Origin of the sequence: Ferrigenium straubiae, from assembly GCF_051257895.1 — a bacterium.
In the GTDB taxonomy this organism is placed as follows: domain Bacteria; phylum Pseudomonadota; class Gammaproteobacteria; order Burkholderiales; family Gallionellaceae; genus Gallionella; species Gallionella straubiae.
Window position 1 is genome coordinate 563135 of the sequence record NZ_CP194331.1, and the last position, 20083, is coordinate 583217.

General features: G+C 61.7%; 17 protein-coding genes. 2 read left to right on the top strand and 15 right to left on the bottom strand.

All coding sequences use genetic code 11. The annotated features are described in order from the left end of the window. From hypF to ACRRNM_RS02605, 15 genes are all read right to left on the bottom strand, one after another. Entirely contained in the window at positions 1-2331 is a 2331-nt protein-coding gene (gene hypF, locus ACRRNM_RS02535; protein ID WP_435626680.1) for a carbamoyltransferase HypF, read from the bottom strand. A 2-nt stretch (positions 2332-2333) separates the two neighbouring features. Beyond that, on the bottom strand, positions 2334-3197 hold the full coding sequence (hypB, locus tag ACRRNM_RS02540) for a hydrogenase nickel incorporation protein HypB (protein ID WP_435626681.1): 864 nt from the start codon (positions 3195-3197) through the stop codon (positions 2334-2336). 123 nt (positions 3198-3320) lie between these two features. After that, positions 3321-3923 (bottom strand): HupE/UreJ family protein, encoded by a 603-nt coding sequence (locus ACRRNM_RS02545; RefSeq protein ID WP_435626682.1) that lies wholly within the window; start codon positions 3921-3923, stop codon positions 3321-3323. A gap of 101 nt (positions 3924-4024) precedes the next feature. Next, entirely contained in the window at positions 4025-4366 is a 342-nt protein-coding gene (gene hypA, locus ACRRNM_RS02550) for a hydrogenase maturation nickel metallochaperone HypA (RefSeq protein ID WP_435626683.1), read from the bottom strand. Between the two features lie 44 nt (positions 4367-4410). Beyond that, entirely contained in the window at positions 4411-5448 is a 1038-nt protein-coding gene (locus ACRRNM_RS02555; RefSeq protein ID WP_435626684.1) for a nickel-dependent hydrogenase large subunit, read from the bottom strand. Positions 5449-5582: 134 nt separating this feature from the next. Continuing rightward, positions 5583-5897 carry a HypC/HybG/HupF family hydrogenase formation chaperone gene (locus ACRRNM_RS02560; RefSeq protein WP_435626685.1) on the bottom strand — a complete coding sequence of 105 codons (315 nt, stop codon included), beginning with the start codon at positions 5895-5897 and terminating at the stop codon, positions 5583-5585. Then, on the bottom strand, positions 5897-6499 hold the full coding sequence (locus tag ACRRNM_RS02565; RefSeq protein WP_435626686.1) for a HyaD/HybD family hydrogenase maturation endopeptidase: 603 nt from the start codon (positions 6497-6499) through the stop codon (positions 5897-5899). The genes ACRRNM_RS02560 and ACRRNM_RS02565 overlap by 1 nt, the downstream gene beginning before the upstream one ends. A 34-nt stretch (positions 6500-6533) precedes the next feature. After that, complete coding sequence (locus ACRRNM_RS02570) at positions 6534-9119, bottom strand: PKD domain-containing protein (RefSeq protein ID WP_435626687.1); 2586 nt, start codon at positions 9117-9119, stop codon at positions 6534-6536. A 31-nt stretch (positions 9120-9150) separates the two neighbouring features. Beyond that, a complete protein-coding gene (locus ACRRNM_RS02575; RefSeq protein ID WP_435626688.1) occupies positions 9151-10908 on the bottom strand; it encodes a nickel-dependent hydrogenase large subunit in 1758 nt (585 codons plus the stop codon). A gap of 47 nt (positions 10909-10955) precedes the next feature. Further along, positions 10956-11993: a hydrogenase small subunit gene (locus tag ACRRNM_RS02580; RefSeq protein WP_435626689.1), complete on the bottom strand. Its 1038-nt coding sequence runs from the start codon at positions 11991-11993 to the stop codon at positions 10956-10958. Between the two features lie 5 nt (positions 11994-11998). After that, the gene (locus ACRRNM_RS02585) at positions 11999-12526 is read right to left on the bottom strand and encodes a hydrogenase expression/formation C-terminal domain-containing protein (protein ID WP_435626690.1); all 528 of its coding nucleotides are present in this window, start codon (positions 12524-12526) and stop codon (positions 11999-12001) included. A gap of 155 nt (positions 12527-12681) precedes the next feature. Further along, positions 12682-12915 (bottom strand): DUF3460 family protein, encoded by a 234-nt coding sequence (locus tag ACRRNM_RS02590; protein ID WP_435626691.1) that lies wholly within the window; start codon positions 12913-12915, stop codon positions 12682-12684. 103 nt (positions 12916-13018) lie between these two features. Continuing rightward, a complete protein-coding gene (locus ACRRNM_RS02595; RefSeq protein WP_435626692.1) occupies positions 13019-13465 on the bottom strand; it encodes an Hsp20/alpha crystallin family protein in 447 nt (148 codons plus the stop codon). Positions 13466-13554: 89 nt separating this feature from the next. Continuing rightward, entirely contained in the window at positions 13555-13761 is a 207-nt protein-coding gene (locus tag ACRRNM_RS02600) for a cold-shock protein (protein ID WP_435626693.1), read from the bottom strand. Positions 13762-14403: 642 nt separating this feature from the next. Beyond that, positions 14404-14862 (bottom strand): response regulator, encoded by a 459-nt coding sequence (locus ACRRNM_RS02605; protein WP_435626694.1) that lies wholly within the window; start codon positions 14860-14862, stop codon positions 14404-14406. Positions 14863-15082: 220 nt separating this feature from the next. Between ACRRNM_RS02605 and ACRRNM_RS02610 the strand changes: the two genes are divergently transcribed. Together ACRRNM_RS02610 and htpG are read left to right on the top strand one after the other, a co-directional pair. Beyond that, complete coding sequence (locus ACRRNM_RS02610; RefSeq protein ID WP_435626695.1) at positions 15083-17908, top strand: PAS domain S-box protein; 2826 nt, start codon at positions 15083-15085, stop codon at positions 17906-17908. A 79-nt stretch (positions 17909-17987) separates the two neighbouring features. Further along, positions 17988-19889, top strand: coding sequence for a molecular chaperone HtpG (htpG, locus tag ACRRNM_RS02615; protein ID WP_435626696.1), 1902 nt, complete (start codon positions 17988-17990; stop codon positions 19887-19889). Positions 19890-20083: the final 194 nt, after the last annotated feature.

Genomic DNA, 20083 nt, shown 5'->3' on the forward strand with positions numbered 1-20083 from the left:
TTAGGTGCCGCGCTCCAGCGAACTCAAGCCGACCCATGCCTGCCCCAGCGCCAGCCCCCCGTCGTTGGGCGGTGCGAGCCGCGCCTGAAGGGCTTCGAGGCCTGCCGCCTGCAACAGGTCGGCCAGTTCGGCGCTCAGGATGCGGTTGAGGAAACAGCCGCCGCCCAATGCAACTCTGTTTAATCCCTGCTGCCGTGCCACGGGAATGACCCACGCGGCAAGCCCTGCCGCCACGGTGGCATGGAACAGGCTCGCGCCTTCCCCGGTATCGTGGCAATCTGCGAGCCGGTCCAGCAGCGGCAGGAAGCTCAGCGTCTTGCCGTCGAAAACGAAGCCATCCGCCAGCGGGGCAATCGGGCCGTGACTCTTTGCGAGGCCTTCGAGCAGCATCGCGGCCTGCCCTTCGAAGCTGCTGCGGCTTTTCACGCCGAGCAGGCCGGCTGCCGCATCGAACAGCCGGCCGCAGCTTGAAGTCTGTACAACATTCCTGCCGCGTTCGAGCAGCTCGGCCAGCATGGGCGCGGACGGCTCGGAAAAACGCACCGGGATTTCTCCGCCGCGTCCCAAGGCGGACAAGGCAGCTGCCGCCATGCGCCACGGCTCGCGCGCGGCGCGGTCGCCGCCGGGCAGCGCCAAGGGAAAGAGATGGCCGAGCCTCTCCATCTTCGCTCCGTCCACGCGCAGCAGCTCGCCGCCCCAGGCGGCGCCGTCGGTCCCGAGTCCTACGCCGTCGAGAGCCAGTCCCAATACCGGTTCTTGGATCCCATGCTCCGCAGCCACCGCACCGATGTGCGCATGGTGGTGCTGCACGCCCAAGGCAGGGATGCCGCATCTGGCGGCATAGGCTGCGGCGAAGTGAGAGCTGAAGAAGTCGGGATGCAGGTCGTGAACCACCAGTTCGGGTTCGATCTCGAGGACGTTCAATAAATATTCGACGGTCTGCTCCAGCGCTATGCAGGTTGCGGCGTTGTCGAGCTCGCCGATATGCTGCGACAGGAACGCTTCGCTTCCGCGCGTCGCGCAGATCGCATTCTTGAAGAAGCCTCCGGCCGCGAGTACGGCCGGGCCGGAGATGCCCAGCTCAATCGGCGCGGGAGTGTAGCCACGGCCGCGGCGGATGAAGCCCGGCGCCTGTCCGGTCAGCCTGAGCACGCTGTCGTCGGCGCGCAGCAGGATGTCGCGGTCGTGAACCAGAAAACCGTCGGCGATTCCCTTGAGGTGCAGCACGGCCTCTTCGTTGTGATGCACCAGCGGCTCGCCGCCGGGATTCGCCGAGGTGCATACCAGCAGGAAGGGTAGCGGCTCCGCCAGCCAGTTGCTGCCTGCCGGGCGGCCCGCCGCCTCGTGGAACAGCAGGTAGTGCAGCGGCGTGTAGGGTAGCAGCACACCGAGCTCGGGCAGGCCGTCGGCGACGCCGGACAGCTCGCCGTTTTTCTCGATCAATGCACCGTTTTTTTCGAGCAACACGATGGGGCGCTCCGCGCTTTGCAGCAGCGCGAGCTCGTCCGCGTTGCACTGCGCGAGGCCTTCAAGCGAGGCGGCGTTCAGCGCCATCACCGCGAAGGGCTTCTCCTCGCGCGCCTTGCGTTGCCGCAGGCGCGCGACCGCCGCCGGATTTTTCGCATCGCACATCAGATGGAAGCCACCCAGCCCCTTCATAGCGAGGATTTCGCCGCCCCGCAGCCTTGCGACGGCGGCGGCGATCGCGTCTTCGGATGCAACCGGTTCGCCGCCGGCATCGAGCAGCGCCAGTTGCGGGCCGCATGCCGGGCAGGCATTGGCCTCGGCGTGGAAACGGCGGTCCGCTGGAGAGCGGTATTCGGCGAGGCATTCCGGGCACAGGGGGAACTTCGCCATGGAGGTGTGGGCACGGTCGTAGGGCAGCCGCGCGGCGATGGTGTAGCGCGGGCCGCAATGCGTGCAGTTGATGAACGGATAACGATAACGGCGGTCACCCGGCGAAAAAAGTTCGGTGAGGCAATCGCGGCAGATTGCGGTATCCGGCGCGATCCGCGTCGCGACCGCGCCGCCTTCGCTTTCGAGGATGGCGAAGCCATGCCCCGGCTCGGGTTCGGCGCTTGCCACCGACACTTCCGCGATGCGCGCGAGCGGCGGGGGTTCCAGGCGCAGCCTGCGCAGCAGGGAATCGACTTTTTCACCATGCCCTTGCACCTCGATTTCCACGCCGACGCCGCAGTTTCGCACCCAGCCCGACAGGTCGAGTTCATTGGCAAGCCGGTAGACGAAAGGGCGGAAGCCGACGCCCTGAACCTGGCCGCGCACCTGTATGCGGCAACGGGTCAGGGTCTCGGCGGCAAGGGCGGCGCGCATCCTCAACCGGCTGCGGGTTCTGCCGCTTCCTGCTTCAGGGCGACGGCGGACAGCCGTTCTTCCAGCCAGCCCAGCCATTCCTCCATGCCTTCGCCGGAACGCGCCGAGGTGACGATCACGCGGATGCCGGGATTGATCCTGCGCGCATATTCGATCGCGAGCGAAACGTTGAAGTCGAGGTGCGGCAGGAGGTCGGCCTTGTTGAGCAGCATCAGGCCGGCGGCGGCAAACATGTCCGGGTACTTGAGCGGCTTGTCCTCGCCCTCGGTCACTGAGAGGATCGCCACCTTGTGCGCTTCGCCGAGGTCGAAGGAAGCGGGGCAGACCAGGTTGCCGACGTTCTCGATCAGCAGCAGGCTGTTGTCCCTGGGTTGCAGCCGTTCCAGCGCATGCCCGACCATGTGTGCGTCCAGGTGGCAGCCGCGCCCGGTATTGATCTGCAACGCGGGTACGCCGGTGGCGCGGATGCGGTCGGCATCAAGCGTGGTCTGCTGGTCGCCCTCGATCACGCAGATCGGGTGGCGATGCTTCAGGGCCTCGACGGTGCGCACCAGCAGCGTGGTCTTGCCGGAACCGGGACTCGAAACCAGGTTGAGCGCGAAAATTCCGCGCCTGTGGAAGTAGTCGCGGTTTTCGCCGGCATAGGCGTCGTTCTTGGCGAGAATGTTCTGCTCGACCTTGACCATGCGCGCTTGGCTCATCCCGGTGGCATGCGCACGGGCTGAGCCTAGCCCGTAGTGCAGGTCGTGCTGGTGGCGGTGCGCGCCGCTGTGGGAATGCGTCGTTCCGTCGGCATGGGTATGCGTGTGTTCCCCGCTGCTTTCGATTTTCACATCATGACTGCTGCAACCGCATACTGCGCACATGGTTTCTCCTGTTTCATCCTGAGTGCAGGGTTATTCGTTTCCTGTCCATCATCCCAAAATGCAGACCGGCGGGCAAACCTGCCCGCCGGTTTTTTTGACTGCGTTGCAACTGCTGCACGCCGGTTATGCCACCGCCAGATAGATGCCGCACAGGGCGATGCCCGATCCGGTCAGTCGTACGAACCGTTCATGCAGCCGGTGACGTTGCATTCCCAGGCCGAATGCAATGCCGGCAGCGTGCAGCGATGCCGTGGCCAGCGCGAATCCCAGCGCGTAAGACATTCCGGAAGCCCACGCCGGCACCTCCGCGCCATGCGCCTGCCCGTGCCACAGAGCGAACAGGCCGACCATGCTGCCGGCAAGCCAGAGCGGCAGACGGATCGATGCGGCGATCAATACGCCCAGCAGCAGCACGGACAACACGATGCCCTGTTCGACGAAGGGCAGGCCGATGCTCAGCATCGGCAATGCCCCACCCAGAGCCATGACGCCGACGAAGGTCAGCGGCACCGCCCACAGGGAGCGCCCGCCCGTCTGCGCCGCCCACAGCCCGACGGCGAGCATCGCGCAGACATGATCCAGCCCGCCAGCCGGATGCGCCAAGCCATGCAGGAAGCCGCTTGCATCTCCGATACCGGTGTGTGCGTAGGCGAGGGACGGCATCAATGTGCCGATTGCGACAACCGTGGATGAGCGCAGCAAGACGGATTTGTTTGTGATTGGCATGCTAGTCTCCTAATGTAACAATCAGGTCGCAGGACGGCCAAATGCTAAGCCGGTTTTGTGACTTAAGCCATACGGCATTTTCTGTATTTCCGGGCAGCTTTTTATTCAATTTCCAGTTCCTTGACGCGCATCGCCGTGCCTTCCGCCACCTGCAGGCGGAAGCCGCCGCATGTCGTGCATGGGTCGTATCGCGCCGCGAGCGGCACTTCCCGGTTGCAATCGAAACACCAGGCGCTGCCTTCCTGCTCGACGATGTCCAGCACCGCACCCTCGGCCGATGTGCCGCGCGCTACCGCATCGAAGCAGAAGCGCATCGCTTCGGGCTCGACTGCGGACAGCTTGCCGATTTCCAGCCGCACCATTTTGATCCGCTGGCCGCCCTCCCTGATGAGGCAGTCTTCGATCAGTCCGAGCACGCTCTCGGCGAGCGACATTTCATGCATACATTCTCCCGGTGGATGCACGACAATCCTGTGCCGTGGTTATTCTATGCATGTTGCACCGTAATTTCATAAGCCACACAAGGGTCCAGCGATTGCACCATCCACTCCGCCTTGCTTCTGGCGGCGGCCTCGCTGGCGGCCGCCATTCCGCGCAAGCCCTGGACCAGTGCGCCGTCTGCATGAAAATTCCATTCCGTGGGCGCGATGGTCCGGTAGTCGAGTATCCGGCCGCCATCGCTGGCAATACGGTGCGTGAGCAACCCGCGCGCGGTCTCTACCCAAGCGATGCCGACACCCTTGCGCAGGGGCTGCGACCCGATCCAGCCTGCGCATGCGTTGCCCGTTGCGGTGCGCATTGCATCTGCCAGATGCATCAATTCAATCAGGCGCGCCAATGCACGGGCAAAAACCGAATTGCCTTCGGTCGCCGTCAAAGCACGGAGCAATGGATGCTGGCGTTGGCGCGCCAGCGCCCCGGTTTCCAGCGCCGCACCCCGCCAGTTGGGCTGGTGCGAAAATGCCGGGTCTTCATGCATGGCCTCCGCGATCTCCTGCAGCCATATATTGTTCGGGCTGGGCATGGCCGCTACTTTGCTGGCGCCGAACCGGGCGCATTGCGCAAGGCTGCGCAGGATTTGTGCAGCCAGCGTGTCCGTATTCTCGTACCACGCTTCCAGCTCCTGTTGTGTGCCCAGTTCCAACCATTGTGCCGGATCGCATCCAAATATTTCTCGGTGCAAAACGTTTTTCAGCACGCGGGAGAATGACTGCCGCGCATCATCATAGTCCGCATCCAGCCTGCCGCCTATCGTCTTCCAGCCGCCCGTTGCGATCAGCGGCTTTGCCATTTGGCCGATTCCGGCACATAGTTCTGTCATAAGCTGCACACGAGGTTGTATACCCACCTGCCGGGGCCAATCGAGCAAAACACGCCAGAGATGCTCCTGGATGGCCTCGCCGAAAACCAGATGCGCCCGTGCCGCATGGAGCGAACCGGCAACTTCAATGCCGAGCGCGGCTTCGGCCGCCATGGCTGCCGCGACGCCTTGTGCGCGGCCGCATACGCTGAACAGCAACGGCATGGTATCGACGGCATTCTGGGCCGGTTTTCCAACCATCAGGCGGCTTGCCTGCAGCGGGCGTGAAGATCGCACAGCGACTGCATTCGCTGCCGCACCATCCCAAGCCACGTCGATGTGGAGCTTACCTTCCGTCGTCACGATAGGAAAGTGTCCCCATGCAAGCCAGTGGTGTCTTTTTCGCCGTCCTGCCCGGCAAGGCTGGTGAAATGTTCTTCAAAATTTAAATCGCCACGCAGCGCCGCTTCCAGTCCGTCAAGCGCATGATTGGTGCGTGCCGCATCCTCTTCCGTGAGGATTTCGCGCGCCGATCCGAGGAAGGACAGCACCCATCTGCCCGGCGGACAGTTACCCACCATCAGCATGTTGAGCCGTTTCCGTTCGCCGCGTCCCTCGCACAGCGCGGTGACCCCGTCAGTCTCCAGCACGCGCATGGGAATGCCGATGCACATCAGGCAGTCTTGAGCGGGGAGGGCATCGCCGTTGCGCCGGAATGTGTTGCCCCGAAAAAATCCACATCAAGGCTCGCGGGCAGGAGCGGCTCAACGGTTCCAGGCTCGCCTTCCCGCTGCTCCGGTTTCACGCCCCAGCGCCGCAGGCAGGCAAGTGCGGCTTCCAGCGCCGGCTGGATCTGCGCGCCGACGACCGCGCGCAGGTTTCCGCCGAAATCCTCGTAATCCTCCGGCTGCACGCCGATCAGCACCAGCTCATCCGGCAGGCTGCCGGTCAACTCTGCAATGGCCAGCACTTCCTGAAAGCCGGTCTGGTGCAGGCTCAGTTTTTTGGCGCCCATGAACCTCGGCACCTCTTCGTTGGCCAGCATCCTGAGCGTTCCGGGAGGCAGGCCGTAGTCGATGGCATCGAACACGATCAGCTTGTGCGCCTCCTGCACATGGGGCAGCAGGTTAAGTCCCTGTGTTCCGCCATCCATCAGCGTGACCTGCCCGGGAAAGCGCCACTGGCGATGGAGCGCCTGCACTGCGCGCACCCCGAAGCCCTCATCCGCCCAGAGCAGGTTGCCGATGCCGAGCATCAGGATGTTTTCTTGTGTCATTCGTCGGGCTCCTTCGCGATTGCGTCGATCAGCCTCAATCGTCGTCGTCGCCATTGCGACAATCGTCATTAAGGCGGGGGCGCTGGTTAGGCGGTGCAACCGTGACCACTCTGGTGGCAGTGCCCAAACTGCGCCCCCCGCGCCCGGTGACGGTCAGGGTAACGGTGTGCGTTCCCACCTCCCTGAACCTGACTGCGCCCGGATTTTGCCGCGTCGAATCGTCCGGCGAACCGCCCTGGAAGCTCCAACGGTATCTCAGCCGTTCATTTGCCTCGCCTGTGGCAGCCCCCCTGAACGTCACCGTTCCTCCCGGCAGCACCGACACGTTCATTGCCGGTGCCACAATGGTCACGGCAGGCTGAGGAGTTGCCGTCACGGTGATCGTGCGTGTGACTGCGGCCGAGGACAAGCCGAGGCTGTCGGTGACGGTGAAAGTCACCGTGAAGGCACCCGCAGTGTTGAACGTCACAGCACCCGGATTCTGCTGCGTGGAGTTGGGCGCGCCACCGCCGAAGTCCCAATTGAAGGTCAGCGGCAGGTTGTTGTCCGGATCGACGCCCGAGCCCTGGAAGTTAACCGTTCCGCCCTGTGCGATGGTCACGTTGTCCGCCGGCGCGTTGATGGTCGCGGTGGGCGCCTGATTCACCGGGGTTACCGTAACCACGCGCGTAACCGAGGCGGAAACCAGTCCCCTGTTGTCGGTAACGGTGAAGGTCACGGTGAATGTCCCCACGGTATTGAACATCACCATGCCAGGATTTTGCTGCGTGGAGTTGGGAGCGCCACCGCCGAAGTTCCAGTTGTAGGTCAGCGGCAGCCTGTTGTCTGGATCGGTGCCGGAGCCCTGGAAGTTCACCGTTCCGCCTTGTGTGATGGTCACGTTGGCGGCTGGTGCGTTGATGATGGCCACGGGCGCATTAGGCGATGGCGTGACGGTGATCGCCCGCATGGCCGGAGCGGATGCGACGCCTTGCCTGTTGGTCACGGTGAGGCTGGCCGTGAAGGTGCCTGCGGCGTTGAAGATTACCTTGACCTCATTGCGGGTCGAACTGGCCGGTGTGCCGCCCGGGATGCTCCAGTTAAAGCTCAGGCCGTCGTCGCCACCCTGCGCCCTTCCATGGAATTCGACCGGCCTTCCCTGGACGATGGCACGGTCCTGTTTGGGTTCTTCGATGATGGCAACCGGCTGTTGCCCCGCGCCCGTCACCGTCACGACGCGCGTGACCGGCGTCGAAGCCAGGCCGAGGCTGTCGGTCACCGTGAACGTCACCGTGAAGGCACCTGCGGTGTTGAACATCACCGCACCGGGATTCTGCTGCGTCGAGTTGGGTGCACCGCCGCCGAAGTTCCAGTTGTAGGTGAGCGGCAGGTTGTTGTTGGGGTCGGTGCCCGAACCCTGGAAGTTGACCGTGCCGCCCTGCGCGACGGTCACGTTGGCGGCCGGCGCGTTGATGGTGGCGACCGGCGGCTGGTTCGCCGGCGGTGTGACGGTGACCGTGCGGGTAACCGCTGCCGATGACAATCCCAGGCTGTCGGTGACGGTGAAGCTGACCGTGAAGGTGCCTGCGGTGTTGAACGTCACCGCACCGGGGTTCTGTGCAGTGGAGTTGGGTGCGCCGCCGCCGAAGTTCCAGTTGTAGGTGAGCGGCAGGTTGTTGTTGGGATCGGTGCCCGAGCCCTGGAACGTGACCGTTCCGCCCTGCGCGACGGTCGCATTGGCAGCAGGTGCAGTGATGGTGGCGACCGGCGGCTGGTTCGCCGGCGACGTGACGGTGACGGTGCGTGTGATCGCCGTCGAGGACAGGCCGAGGCTGTCGGTGACCGTGAAGCTGACCGTGAAGGTGCCCGCGGTATTGAACGTCACCGCACCCGGATTCTGCGCCGTCGAGTTGGGTGCGCCACCGCCGAAGTTCCAGTTGTAGGTCAGCGGCAGGTTGTTGTCGGGATCGGTGCCCGAACCCTGGAAGTTCACCGTTCCGCCCTGCGCGACGGTCACGTTGGCGGCCGGCGCGTTGATGGTGGCGACCGGTGGCTGGTTCGCCGCTCCGGTGACGGTCACCGAACGGGTTGGGGGGGTGCCGGTGGCCAGCATGCCGACGGAATTACGCACCTGCAGGGTCGAGGTGATAGCTCCGGCAACGGTCATCGGCACGGAGACGCTTTGCCCTGTGGCATTCGGCATGCCGCCGGTGAATAGCCAGGTGAAGCTCAGCGGGAACCCGTCCGGATTGGTCGCATTGCCCGCGGTGTAGGTCAGCGACTGCCCCTGCGCGACGGTTGTGCCGGCCGCAGGGGCAGTGATGCTGGCGTTGCTCGGTGGGGTCGCCACGCAGAACGGGTTCATCGCCGCTCCGCAGGTGGTCGAGGTACACGACAGGCTCGCATTGCCGAAGGCGTTCAGGTTGTTCGCCGAGGGGCTGCCGGTGTGGCAGAGGAAGCAGGAAAAGCTGGCGGCCCGGTAAGGGCGGCTCTGCTGCGGCGCAGTCGCCTGCGTCGGCCGCGCGGCGCAGTAGTTGTCGGCGCGGGTGCCGAAGGTCGCCGTGGCGAGCGCGCTGCCCGCCGAGACGGAGAGAGCGGCAAACAATAGGGCCCGGCCGAATTTAAGAAGCAATGTGTTCATGGCGGATTCCTTGTGTATGTCCGGGGGCGGCTCAGGCGCTTACCGTGACGTTGAGGGTTTCGTTCGGCTGCGGGTCGAAGAGATGTACCGCGCAGGCCATGCAGGGATTGAAACTGTGTATCGTGCGCAGCACTTCCAGCGGCTTGTCCGGCACGGCGAGCACATGCCCCACCAGCGCCTTCTCGTAAGGGCCGCCGTTCCCCGCGGCATCGCGCGGCGCAGCATTCCAGGTGGTCGGCACGACGCACTGGTAATTGGCGATAGTGCCGCTGTCGATGGCCAGCCAGTGCCCCAGCGCGCCGCGCGGTGCCTCGGTGAAGCCTATGCCCTGTGTCGTGGCGGGCCAAGTGGCGGGGTCGAATTTTGCAGCATTGTGGGTGCGGAAATCGCCGCCGGCGACATTCGCCGTGAGCTGGTTGAACCACACCTGCAATTCGTCGGCGACGAGATGCGCGTCGATCGACTGCGCGAGCATGCGCCCCATGGTCGAGTACATCGCCGAAAACGGCAGCTTGAGGTCGCGCAACGCCCGGTCTACGTGGTCGCGGGCGGTGCGGTTACCCGTGGCATACATCATCAGCACGCGGGCAAGCGGCCCCACCTCCATGGCATTGCCCTTCCAGCGCGGCGCTTTTACCCAGGAATAGGACTGGTTCACATCAAGGTTCTGGTAGTTAGCCTGCGGCCCGGTGTAGTTCAGCGTGGTCTCGCCCTGGAACGGATGCAGGCCGGTGTTTTTGCCCAGTGAATAGTCATACCAGCTATGCGTGACGAATTCCTGCACCTCGTCCGGATTACGGAGATCGACCGGCTGCACGTTGGACAGGTCGCGCCCGATGATCGCGCCGCGCGGCACGAACAGGCTGGAGGAAATATTCGCGCTATCGTCCTGGGGGTATTCGCCGAAGGTGAGAAAGTTGCCCAGACTTTCGCCTCGCCCGAACCAGTCCTTGTAGTGTGCGCCCAGCGCGAGCGCATCCGGGCGATACACCTTGGCGACGAATTCGCGTATCTCGGTGATGCAGCCCTGCACCAGGTCGAGCCCGGTCTGGTCTACGCCCGTCGTGCCTGGGGTGGGTACCAGTACGCCTGCGGCATTGGGGGACATGTTGAAGGTGCACGGTACCCCGCCGATGGCGAAATTCGGATGCGGGTTGCGCCCGCCGAATACAGCGTGCACGCGCAGCACCTTGCGCTGCCATTCCAGCGCCTCCAGCCAGTGCGCGAACAGCATAAGATTCATCTCGGGCGGCAGCTTGTACGCCGGATGATCGAAGTAGGCATTGCCGAACAGGCCGAGCTGCCCGCCGGCGATGAAGCCCGCGAGCTTCTGGCGCACCGCCTCGAAATAGGCAGGCGAATTTTTGTGCCAACCCGAAGTGCATTTCTGCAGGTTGGAAGTCGCGGTCGCATCGGCCTGGCTTGCTGATACCACATTCACCCAGTCCATCGAGGCGAGTTGGTAGAAATGCGTGACATGGTCCTGGACCAGTTGCGTACCCATCATCAGGTTGCGGATGTGGCGCGCATTGGTCGGGATGGCGTAGCCGAGCGCATTCTCCACGGCGCGCACCGAGGTCAGTGCATGCACCACGGTGCATACACCGCAGATGCGCTGGGTGAAGGCCCAAGCGTCGCGCGGATCGCGTCCCTTCAGGATGATTTCGATGCCGCGCACCATCGTGCCGCTGGCGGATGCTTTTGTGATCATGCCGGAACTGTTGGTCTCGGCCTCGATGCGCAGGTGTCCCTCGATGCGCGTGATGGGATCAATGACAACGGTGCTCATAGCCTGGGCTCCTTAATCTGGTTGGATTCGGTATGGCGGCGATTGACCTAGACCACCGGTAGTTGCGGATGGGCTGGCGTGACGCAGGCAGTGCCATCCCCCAGTTCGAACTCGCCGACAATTCCGTACACGCCGCCGGGGTGATCCCAGAAATTGGGCTCGGCACAGCCGATGCAGCCATGTCCCGCCTGGGTCGGAGAGCTGGTGCCCTGATTCCATTTATTGGTGGTGCAGGCATTGAAGGTGTCCGGCCCCTTGCAGCCTAGCAGCAGCAGGCAGTGGCCCTGCCTCGCCCCGTCGTCGTCGAACGATGCGGCGAAGCGTCCTGCCTCGAAATGCGGCAGGCGCGGGCAGCAATCGTGCACCGTCTTGCCGAAATAGAGTATCGGACGCCGCAGGCTGTCCTGCGGCGGCAGTGCGCCATTCACCAGGAAGTAGGCGATGCTTCCGGTGATGACCTCCGGCACCGGCGGGCAGCCGGAGATGTTCAACAGCGCCCGCGACGGCACCAGCCCGGCAGCCATCAGGTCGCCCACGCCCATCGCCTTGGTCGGATTGGGTGCAGCGGCGGGAAGGCCGCCGAAGCTGGCGCAGGTTCCCACGTTGATCACCAGCGCCGCGCCTTCGATGGTCTCGCGCAGCAGGCCCAATGCGGACTGCCCGTTTTCCGCCGAAAACCATTCGCCATCCCCGGTTGGAATTCCGCCGTCCGCAATCAGGACGTACTGGCCGAAATTCTCTTCCATCGCTGCCCGGCGTGCCGCCTCGGCCTGGGCGCCTGCCGCCACTTGCAAGGTGCCGTGGAAGTCGAGCGAGACGAAATTGAGGATGAGGTTCTCGACCGTCAGCCGGTCGGTTAACGGGTTGCCCGAGCGCATCAGCGACTCGGAGCAGCCCGTGCAGGCCTGGAACGACAGCCAGATCACGGAAGGGCGCCGGGCAACGGCAAGCACCTGGGTGAACGCCTTGACCCCGGCTCCCGTAATGGCCAGCGTGGATGCGGTGATGGCGCAGAACTTTAGGAAGCTGCGGCGCGATATTCCCTGGTCATACAGCGAATCGGAGACTGTAATTTGTTTGTTCATGGTGGTTACCTCGCATTGTGGGAGGGAGGGGCGGTGGGCACCCTGCGGGCGGAGCGGAAGGCTTCGAGTCCCCGGGCGACCGCCATCCGGTCGCCTGTGATAATTTCCGGTACGGCAGTAATCTCAATCAGTTCGCCGACTATTTCGCCTTCCTCATTGTGGTGGCGCACCCACCAGACGCAGGGAATGGCGGTTTCCCGTATCTCGGTGCGCCCCAGCGCACTCACGACGGCCGAGACTTCTCCCTGGCCGAGCAGGGTGGCGAGCGCTTCGCGCTCCTGGGGCATGGCCTTCAGGAAGCGCAGGTCGATGGAGTTGTCCTCCCCGTCTGCGGCAAAGCGTGCGGCGCATACCTCGATCTCTGAGGCGATCGCCTGTGCCGATGTGCCCGGCGCCGCTTCGACAGTTAGCGCAGGTTTGGCGGGGCGCATCCAGAAAATGGGGCGGTGCGGGTGGTGCGCTTTGTGCGCGCTGTGGGGCGGGGTCTGCAAACCACCGTGAATCAGGCCTGACGCAACGCTTTCGATTGCCATGCTAGTCTCCTAACGTAACCATCAAGTCGTGGAATGTCTGGGTATTCGAATGCTAGGTATGATCAAGCGCAGCATCAATACAGCCATCCCTTTATTTTTGCTGCCCGGAAATATGAGGCTTAACCGGGCAGCACCCGCTCCATACGGAACCAGGATCAGTGTGTCGTGCGCTGTCTGCCTGTTTTTCGACCGGGCGCTTCGAACAGGCTGGCAAACCCGTAGTGATCGTCCGGGACGATGCCTTCGTTGGCGTTTTCCAACTCATCCCGATCTATTTCCGGGTTGTAGAAAAAGTTGAAATTGCGCATTTGCTCTTCGACCACTTCCGGATGCTCTTCCAGAAAGTGGTCCATAAAATTCGTGAATTCGGAAACGTAGTGCTTATCCATTTTTTGCCTCCTTCTCTCGGGCAATGAATCACGTTCCCCTCGCTGCTCAGCCGGTTGATGCGGTGGCAAGGAAAGAAGCCCGGAGCCCTGCTTGCGCCGAGGCTTACTTGACCTGAAGATGTTTGGCGGTGCTGCCGGATTTTTTCGGCAACTTCAGCGCCAGCACGCCATTTTCGTAGCTGGCCTCGGCCTTGGTCTCATCCACTTCGCTGGCCAGGCTGAAGCTCCGGTAGCTCGCCCCATGGGAACGCTCGCAGCAAATGACCCTTTCGTCCTTTATTTCCTTTTTTTCCTCCCGGGTTTCGGCGCTGATGGAAACCCGGTTGCCTTCCACTTCCACATTGATATCTTCCTTCCTGACGCCGGGAATTTCTGCCTTGACCGAATATTCGCGGTCGTTTTCAGTCAGATCGATCCTGATCTGGGGAGTAGCTTCCAGCTCGCCGTTAAATGGGCGTATTCCAAAGCCCTTTAGCCAGTCTTCATCGCGGAATGGGTCGAAACGGGTAAGCCTGCTGAAAAGCGGGTTGTGCTGAATGATGTTTGCCATGGCTATTTCTCCTTGTAGAGTGGCGAAGCATGAAATTGGCTATCTTGAACCCGGCACTTTCATGCCGGGTTTCCCGGCTCGAGAGCCATTCAGAGGGTGTTGACAATATTGGATGCCTGCTTGCCCTTGGGTCCTTGCACCACGTCATAGATGACTTTTTGACCTTCCTGGAGCGACTTGAAACCGCTCATGTTGATTGCGGAATAGTGCGCGAACAAATCCGTGCCGCCATCATCGGGAGTGACAAAGCCAAAACCCTTCGCATCGTTAAACCATTTGACTGTACCGGTTGCCATGTTGTCGTTTCCTTTCTTCCTGAAAAATTTGAAATATCCCGCATGGATACTCATGGATACTTGAATCCGGGATTGCGCGTGAGAAAGCTTGAAGTGAAGCTCGCAATCAAAACAATATTGAGCCTATCCCGAATGGACAATCCCTTTTATGCGGGAAAACGCTGCTACCCCGGATCGCACTATGGTTTCGTTCCTCCTTGAGTTCAGAAAGAAAACGCCAATGCGCAAGCCGTACTTGTCAATATAGACTCAAGCCAGTCCAAAACAATAAGGTATACCCCTGCTTTGCGGGGTAGGTGCATACCTGAAGCAATGCGCTGTTTACAATGGGAGAACACAGGCATGAGATTGTTTCTCACGCAGAGGTTGCGACGCTATCGCTCGCGCCGGGGTGATCTGCATGAGCGGCGGCTTCCCATGGGCAGCATGCGGTATTTGCGGTGCCGGAAACTATGTATGGTTGCCAGATGGAAATACGTAGTGATTCGCATTCTGCGAATCCCCTCATACTGAAAGCTACAGTTTTTTCCGGGAGAAATTATGGGTATTTGCTAATTTGGCAGCTATGGCAGCGGCGCTAAAGTTGACTCGCCCTGTTGCGGTTTGGTGCTGAGGGTAATGGAACCAGCTATGCCTGCTCGGCTAAGCTGGAGCTTCCGGAGGAGTATTGCGGATTGGCTCGGAAGTGGCGATATGCGCCAATTGCGCGGCTATTGCCGGATTGAGGTATAGACCTGTCTCGATGGTTTTTCGAATGGCTTCCAGCAGAACATGCGGCGGGGAGTCCTTGGTGATATAGCCGGATGCGCCTGCCCCCATGGCGCGCGATACGACCTGGATTTCATTGTGCATGCTGAGCACCAGAATCCGCAGGCCGGGATAGAGGCTCTTGATATGCGCGATCAAACCCTCGCCGGATATGCCGGGCATGGACATATCGAGCAACAGCAGATCGGGGGTGGCTGAGCGCAACTTTTCCAGCAGTTCGTCGCCATTGGCTGCGTCGGCAATGACTTCAATACCGGGTGACATCCCCAGATACTGGACCAGTCCCGCGCGAACCAGTTCATGGTCATCGGTCACTAACAGGCGGATTGTCATCGATGCAGGGCATATCGAGTGTCGGTATGAGGCCGGATTAAAGCCCGTTTTGATTCCGGGCGCAACATTTTTCCGGGGGTATTCCACTGATTTTTTTGTGGGATTCCCGGTGCGGCAACCTGTGCGAACGTGCGGTGGCGAACATAATTTGCGAAGCGCCTGCTGTTATAATCCGCCACGCATTATTTTTTGAGCAGGCGAATCGGCACACCAAGCAAGAATGGACCTTCAAAAAATCATCAACCTGATGCCGGGAATCGTCTACCAGTTCCGCTTGCGCCCGGATGGCAGCACCTGCGTTCCCTGCGCCAGCGAGGCCACCCGCGAGATATACGAGTTGTTCCGGCTCGACCCTGCGGAACTTCGCGAAGATGCCTCCAGGATGTTCCTCCCTGTCCACCCGGAGGACAGGGAGGGGCTCATGGCCTCCATCCGCGCCTCGGCACAGGACCTGACGCCGTTCCAGCATGAATACCGCCTGAAGTTCGACGACGGCACGGTGCGCTGGCTGCGCGGCAACGGGCTGCCGCAGCGCGAGGCGGACGGCTCCACGCTCTGGCAAGGTTTCCTCACCGACATCACCGAGAGCAAGAACGGCGAGGAGCGCCTCCGGCAAAGCGAGGAGAAACTGCGTGCCTATCTGGACAACATCTCCGACACCGTCTGGCTGATCGATGCGAACCTGAACATGGCCTATGTATCGCCCAGCGTCACGCGTCTGCTGGGCATCTTGCCCGTGGAACTGGTCGGTCGGCCAAGCGCCCTGGTCATCCACCCGGACGACATGAATGCCGTGATCAACGCGCAGCGCTATGTGATGGAGCACCCCGGCGAGCCGTACACGACCCGGTACCGCGTCAGTCACAAGGATGGCCGCTGGATCGATGTGGAGAGTACCGGTGTAAATTTGTTTGCCAATCCGGCGATCAACGGCGTGCTCGTCACCATGCGGGACATCACCGAGCACAAGCAATTGGAAACGGCGCTGCGCCATAGCGAGGAAACTCTCAGTGTTGCCCAATCCGTTGCACAGATCGGCAGCTGGTTTCTGGATATTCCTGCCAACCGGCTGGAGTGGTCGTCGGAGGCCTATCGCATATTCGGCACCCCGCAACAGGATGCTATCAACATGGAAACCTTTGTCGCGATCGTTCATCCCGATGACCGCGATTTTGTGCTCAGGGCATGGGGCGAGGCGATGGCTGGCACTCCCTATGACATCGAACATCGCATCGCGGTCGATGGGAAGGAACGCTGGGTGAGGGAGCGTGCGCGGATTGAGCGTGATCCAGAAGGCAGGCCGCTTACCGGTATCGGCACGGTGCAGGACATCACCGAGCGCAAGCGGGTCGAAGAAGCGTTGCGCACCAGCGAGCACCGCTACCGGCTGCTGGTCGAGTCCTCACCGCTCTGCATCCACGAGATCGATCTGGAAGGGCGTATCCAGTCCATGAACAGGGCAGGGCTTGATATGCTCGGCCTGAAGGATGCCAGAAATGTCTGTGGCTTGTCGTATCTTGGTGCGGTAAGCCGGCAGGATGCTGAGAGCGTTAGCGCGCTTATGCAGGACGCCATCTCCAACGGAACCTCAAGTTATTTTGAATTTGTTGCTGCCGGCGATATGTCGCGGCATTTCAAGTCTTGCTTCATCCCGATCAAGGATGAAGGCGGCAAGGTGCTGAAGCTGATGGGCATTACCGAAGACATCACCGAGCGCAAGAAAATCGAAGATGAGCTGAAACAGACCAAGGAACGCTACGATTTCGCCACGGCGATTGGAAAAGTCGGAACCTGGGACTGGAACCCGGCTACGGGCGATCTGGTCTGGAGCGATGAAACATTCCGCCTTATGGGGTTTGCGCCGGGTTCGGTCGCGCCTTCCTATGAGTTATTTCTGGGCAAGGTGCATCCGGACGACAGGGAATCTCTCGATAATGCCGTCCGGGCGGCCCTGCGCGACAGAAAAGCGTATGCCATGGATTGCCGGATCGTTGCTGACAGCGGCAAGGAACTGGCATGCCATGTAACCGGAAAGGTCGAATTCGATGCAAAAGATCAGCCGGTCCGCATGCTGGGAACGATTCATGACATCACCGAGCGCAAGGCAGGAGAAGAACGCCTCCGGAAAAGCGAAGCGAACCAGCGCGCCATCCTGGATAATTCACCCTATCTGACATGGCTGAAAGACCCTGCAGGCCGCTACCTCAAGGTAAACAAGGCTTATGCCGCTCATGCCCGGCTTGAAGATACCCTGCAGGTCGTGGGTTTGACCGATTTCGACCTGTGGCCCAAAGAACTGGCGGAGAAGTACCGCGCCAACGATGCCGAGGTAATGGCCTCGTGCCAGCAGCAGCGCATTGAGGAGCCATCGCTTGACGGCGACAGGATGCTCTGGGTGGAAACCTTCAAGAGTCCGGTCATCGACGAGAACGGCAATTTACTGGGCACGGTCGGTTTTGCACGCGATATTACCGAGCGCAAGCAGGCCGAGGAGCAGATACGCAACCTGGCTTTCTACGACGCATTGACCGAGTTGCCCAACCGCCGTCTGCTCGACGACCGGCTCAGGCAGGCAATGGCTACCAGCAAACGCAGCGGCCTGTATGGCGCATTGATGTTCTTCGACCTGGATAACTTCAAACCCCTCAATGATACGTATGGCCATGAGGTGGGCGATTCGCTGCTGGTGGAAGCGGCGCGCCGTATTACCGGCTGTGTGCGCAAGGCGGACACTGTCGCGCGCTTTGGCGGCGATGAATTTGTGGTGATGCTCGGCGAGCTGGATGAGGATAGAACCGGATCCATCTCGCAGGCGCGCGTGGTTGCGGAGAAAATCCGCACCATCCTGGCCGAGCCTTATATCCTGCAATTCAAGCGGGAGGGCCACGCAGAAACTATTGTCGAGCATCACTGCACGTCGAGTATCGGCGTGACGCTGTTTATCGGCGACGAGGCCGGCCCGGAAAATCTCATCAAATGGGCGGATCTGGCGATGTACCGGGCGAAAGAGGGTGGGCGCAACCGGGTGCATTTCTACGGCTCGTGATTCCCGGCGCCGCCTCTTGAAAAACTTCCGGATAATCCCCAAATGGTGGGTTGCCTTCTAACAACAAACCGGAGCAAACATGACCGAAAACGCCACCCTCAACCGTGAAACCATGGGCTTCCAGGCCGAGGTGAAGCAGCTGCTGCAATTGATGATCCATTCGCTGTATTCCAACCGCGAGATTTTTCTGCGCGAACTGGTTTCCAACGCTTCCGACGCCTGCGACAAGCTGCGCTTCGAGGGGCTGCACAACGCGGCCTTGTTCGAAAATGAATCGGATATGAGTATCCGCATCGCCTACGACAAGGCTGCGCGCACGCTGACCATTGCCGACAGCGGCATCGGCATGAACCGCGACGAGGTGATCAGCAACCTCGGCACCATCGCCAAGTCGGGCACACGCGAATTCTTCTCGCGGCTGTCCGGCGACCAGCAGAAGGACGCGCACCTGATCGGCCAGTTCGGCGTGGGTTTCTATTCCGCGTTCATCGTTGCGGACAAGGTGACGGTGCTCACGCGCCGCGCTGGTGAGAACGCCGACCAGGGTGTGCGCTGGGAATCCGACGGCGGCGGCGAGTTCTCCATCGAGATGGTGGAGAGGGCCACGCGCGGCACCGAGATCACGCTGCACCTGCGCGAGGGCCAGGACGACCTTCTGGAAGGCTACAAGCTGCGCGACATCGTGCGCAAGTACTCCAACCACATCGTTCAGCCCATCCTGATGAAGAAGGCGGAGTGGAAGGACGGCAAGCAGGAAGTCACCGCCGAGGACGAAACGGTCAACCAGGCATCGGCCCTGTGGGCGCGCAGCAAGAACGAGATCAGCGACGAGCAGTACAAGGAATTCTACAAGCATGTCGGGCACGACTACGACGACCCGCTGGCCTGGAGCCACGCCCGCGTCGAGGGCCGCCAGGAATACACGCAACTGCTGTACATCCCGGCGCATGCGCCGTTCGATATGTGGGACCGCCAGTCCCGCCACGGCATCAAGCTTTACGTGCGGCGCGTGTTCATCATGGATGACGCCGAGCAGTTGATGCCGCTGTACCTGCGCTTCGTGCGCGGCGTGGTCGATTCGGCGGACCTGCCGCTCAACGTGTCGCGCGAGATCCTGCAGGAATCGAAGGATATCGAGGCGATCCGCAAGGGCTGCACCGGCAAGGTGCTCGGGCTGCTGGCGGATATGGCCGAGAACGACAAGGAGAAATACGCGACCTTCTGGGGCGAATTCGGCAAGGCGCTCAAGGAGGGCATCGGCGAGGATCACGCGAACAAGGACAAGATTGCCGGCTTGCTGCGCTTCGCCTCGACGTATGCCGACACGCCGGACGAGACCGTGTCGCTGAAGGATTACATAGCCCGCATGAAGGAAGGGCAGGAGAAGATCTACTATGTCACCGCCGAGACCTTCAACGCGGCGAAGAACAGCCCGCATCTGGAGGTGTTCCGCAAGAAGGGCATCGAGGTGCTGCTGATGTCCGACCGTGTGGACGAGTGGGCGATGAGCTATCTCACCGAGTTCGAGGGTAAGCCGCTCGCCTCGGTAGCCAAGGGCGGGCTCGATCTCGGTAAGCTCGAGGACGAGGCCGAGAAGCTGGCGCAGGAAAAGGAGGCCGACGAATTCAAGCCGCTGGCCGAAAAGATCAAAAACAGCCTGGCCGACCGGGTCAAGGAAGTGCGCGTCACGCACCGCCTGACCGATTCGCCCGCCTGCCTCGTGGCCGAGGAACACGACCTGAGCGGCAACCTCGCGCGCATGCTCAAGGCGGCTGGGCAGACGATGCCGACCTCGCAGCCGATCCTCGAGATCAACCCGCAGCACCCGGTGGTGCTGCGCCTCAAATCCGAGGAAAAGCGCTTCGACGACTGGGCAGCGGTGCTGTTCGACCAGGCCCTGCTGGCCGAGGGCGGCCAGCTCGATGACCCGGCAACCTTCGTCAAGCGCGTCAACCAGTTGATGTTGGAACTGAACGGCTGATTTCCGAACCATTCACCACGAAGGACACGGAGTACACGAAGAAAAGCAATCGTAGGTCGGATTAGCCCGGATGCGGGCGTAACCCGACGAATCGGTCGTGGGTGCCCGATGGCCTATGGTGCGCCACGGCCGCTTCGTGGCCTTCGTGATCTTCGTGGTTGATCGCTTTTTCAGGTTCATGCGGGGTAGCTCCG

Bases quoted from the DNA above. Each gene is read 5' to 3' on its own strand.
- ACRRNM_RS02610 (WP_435626695.1), top strand. From the start codon at position 15,083: ATGGACCTTCAAAAAATCATCAACCTGATGCCGGGAATCGTCTACCAG.
- ACRRNM_RS02605 (WP_435626694.1), bottom strand. From the start codon at position 14,862: ATGACAATCCGCCTGTTAGTGACCGATGACCATGAACTGGTTCGCGCG.
- ACRRNM_RS02590 (WP_435626691.1), bottom strand. From the start codon at position 12,915: ATGGATAAGCACTACGTTTCCGAATTCACGAATTTTATGGACCACTTT.
- hypB (WP_435626681.1), bottom strand. From the start codon at position 3,197: ATGTGCGCAGTATGCGGTTGCAGCAGTCATGATGTGAAAATCGAAAGC.
- ACRRNM_RS02565 (WP_435626686.1), bottom strand. From the start codon at position 6,499: ATGACACAAGAAAACATCCTGATGCTCGGCATCGGCAACCTGCTCTGG.
- ACRRNM_RS02570 (WP_435626687.1), bottom strand. From the start codon at position 9,119: ATGAACACATTGCTTCTTAAATTCGGCCGGGCCCTATTGTTTGCCGCT.
- ACRRNM_RS02600 (WP_435626693.1), bottom strand. From the start codon at position 13,761: ATGGCAACCGGTACAGTCAAATGGTTTAACGATGCGAAGGGTTTTGGC.
- ACRRNM_RS02585 (WP_435626690.1), bottom strand. From the start codon at position 12,526: ATGGCAATCGAAAGCGTTGCGTCAGGCCTGATTCACGGTGGTTTGCAG.
- ACRRNM_RS02595 (WP_435626692.1), bottom strand. From the start codon at position 13,465: ATGGCAAACATCATTCAGCACAACCCGCTTTTCAGCAGGCTTACCCGT.
- ACRRNM_RS02560 (WP_435626685.1), bottom strand. From the start codon at position 5,897: ATGTGCATCGGCATTCCCATGCGCGTGCTGGAGACTGACGGGGTCACC.
- ACRRNM_RS02545 (WP_435626682.1), bottom strand. From the start codon at position 3,923: ATGCCAATCACAAACAAATCCGTCTTGCTGCGCTCATCCACGGTTGTC.
- htpG (WP_435626696.1), top strand. From the start codon at position 17,988: ATGACCGAAAACGCCACCCTCAACCGTGAAACCATGGGCTTCCAGGCC.
- ACRRNM_RS02580 (WP_435626689.1), bottom strand. From the start codon at position 11,993: ATGAACAAACAAATTACAGTCTCCGATTCGCTGTATGACCAGGGAATA.
- hypA (WP_435626683.1), bottom strand. From the start codon at position 4,366: ATGCATGAAATGTCGCTCGCCGAGAGCGTGCTCGGACTGATCGAAGAC.
- hypF (WP_435626680.1), bottom strand. From the start codon at position 2,331: ATGCGCGCCGCCCTTGCCGCCGAGACCCTGACCCGTTGCCGCATACAG.
- ACRRNM_RS02575 (WP_435626688.1), bottom strand. From the start codon at position 10,908: ATGAGCACCGTTGTCATTGATCCCATCACGCGCATCGAGGGACACCTG.
- ACRRNM_RS02555 (WP_435626684.1), bottom strand. From the start codon at position 5,448: ATGCCGTTGCTGTTCAGCGTATGCGGCCGCGCACAAGGCGTCGCGGCA.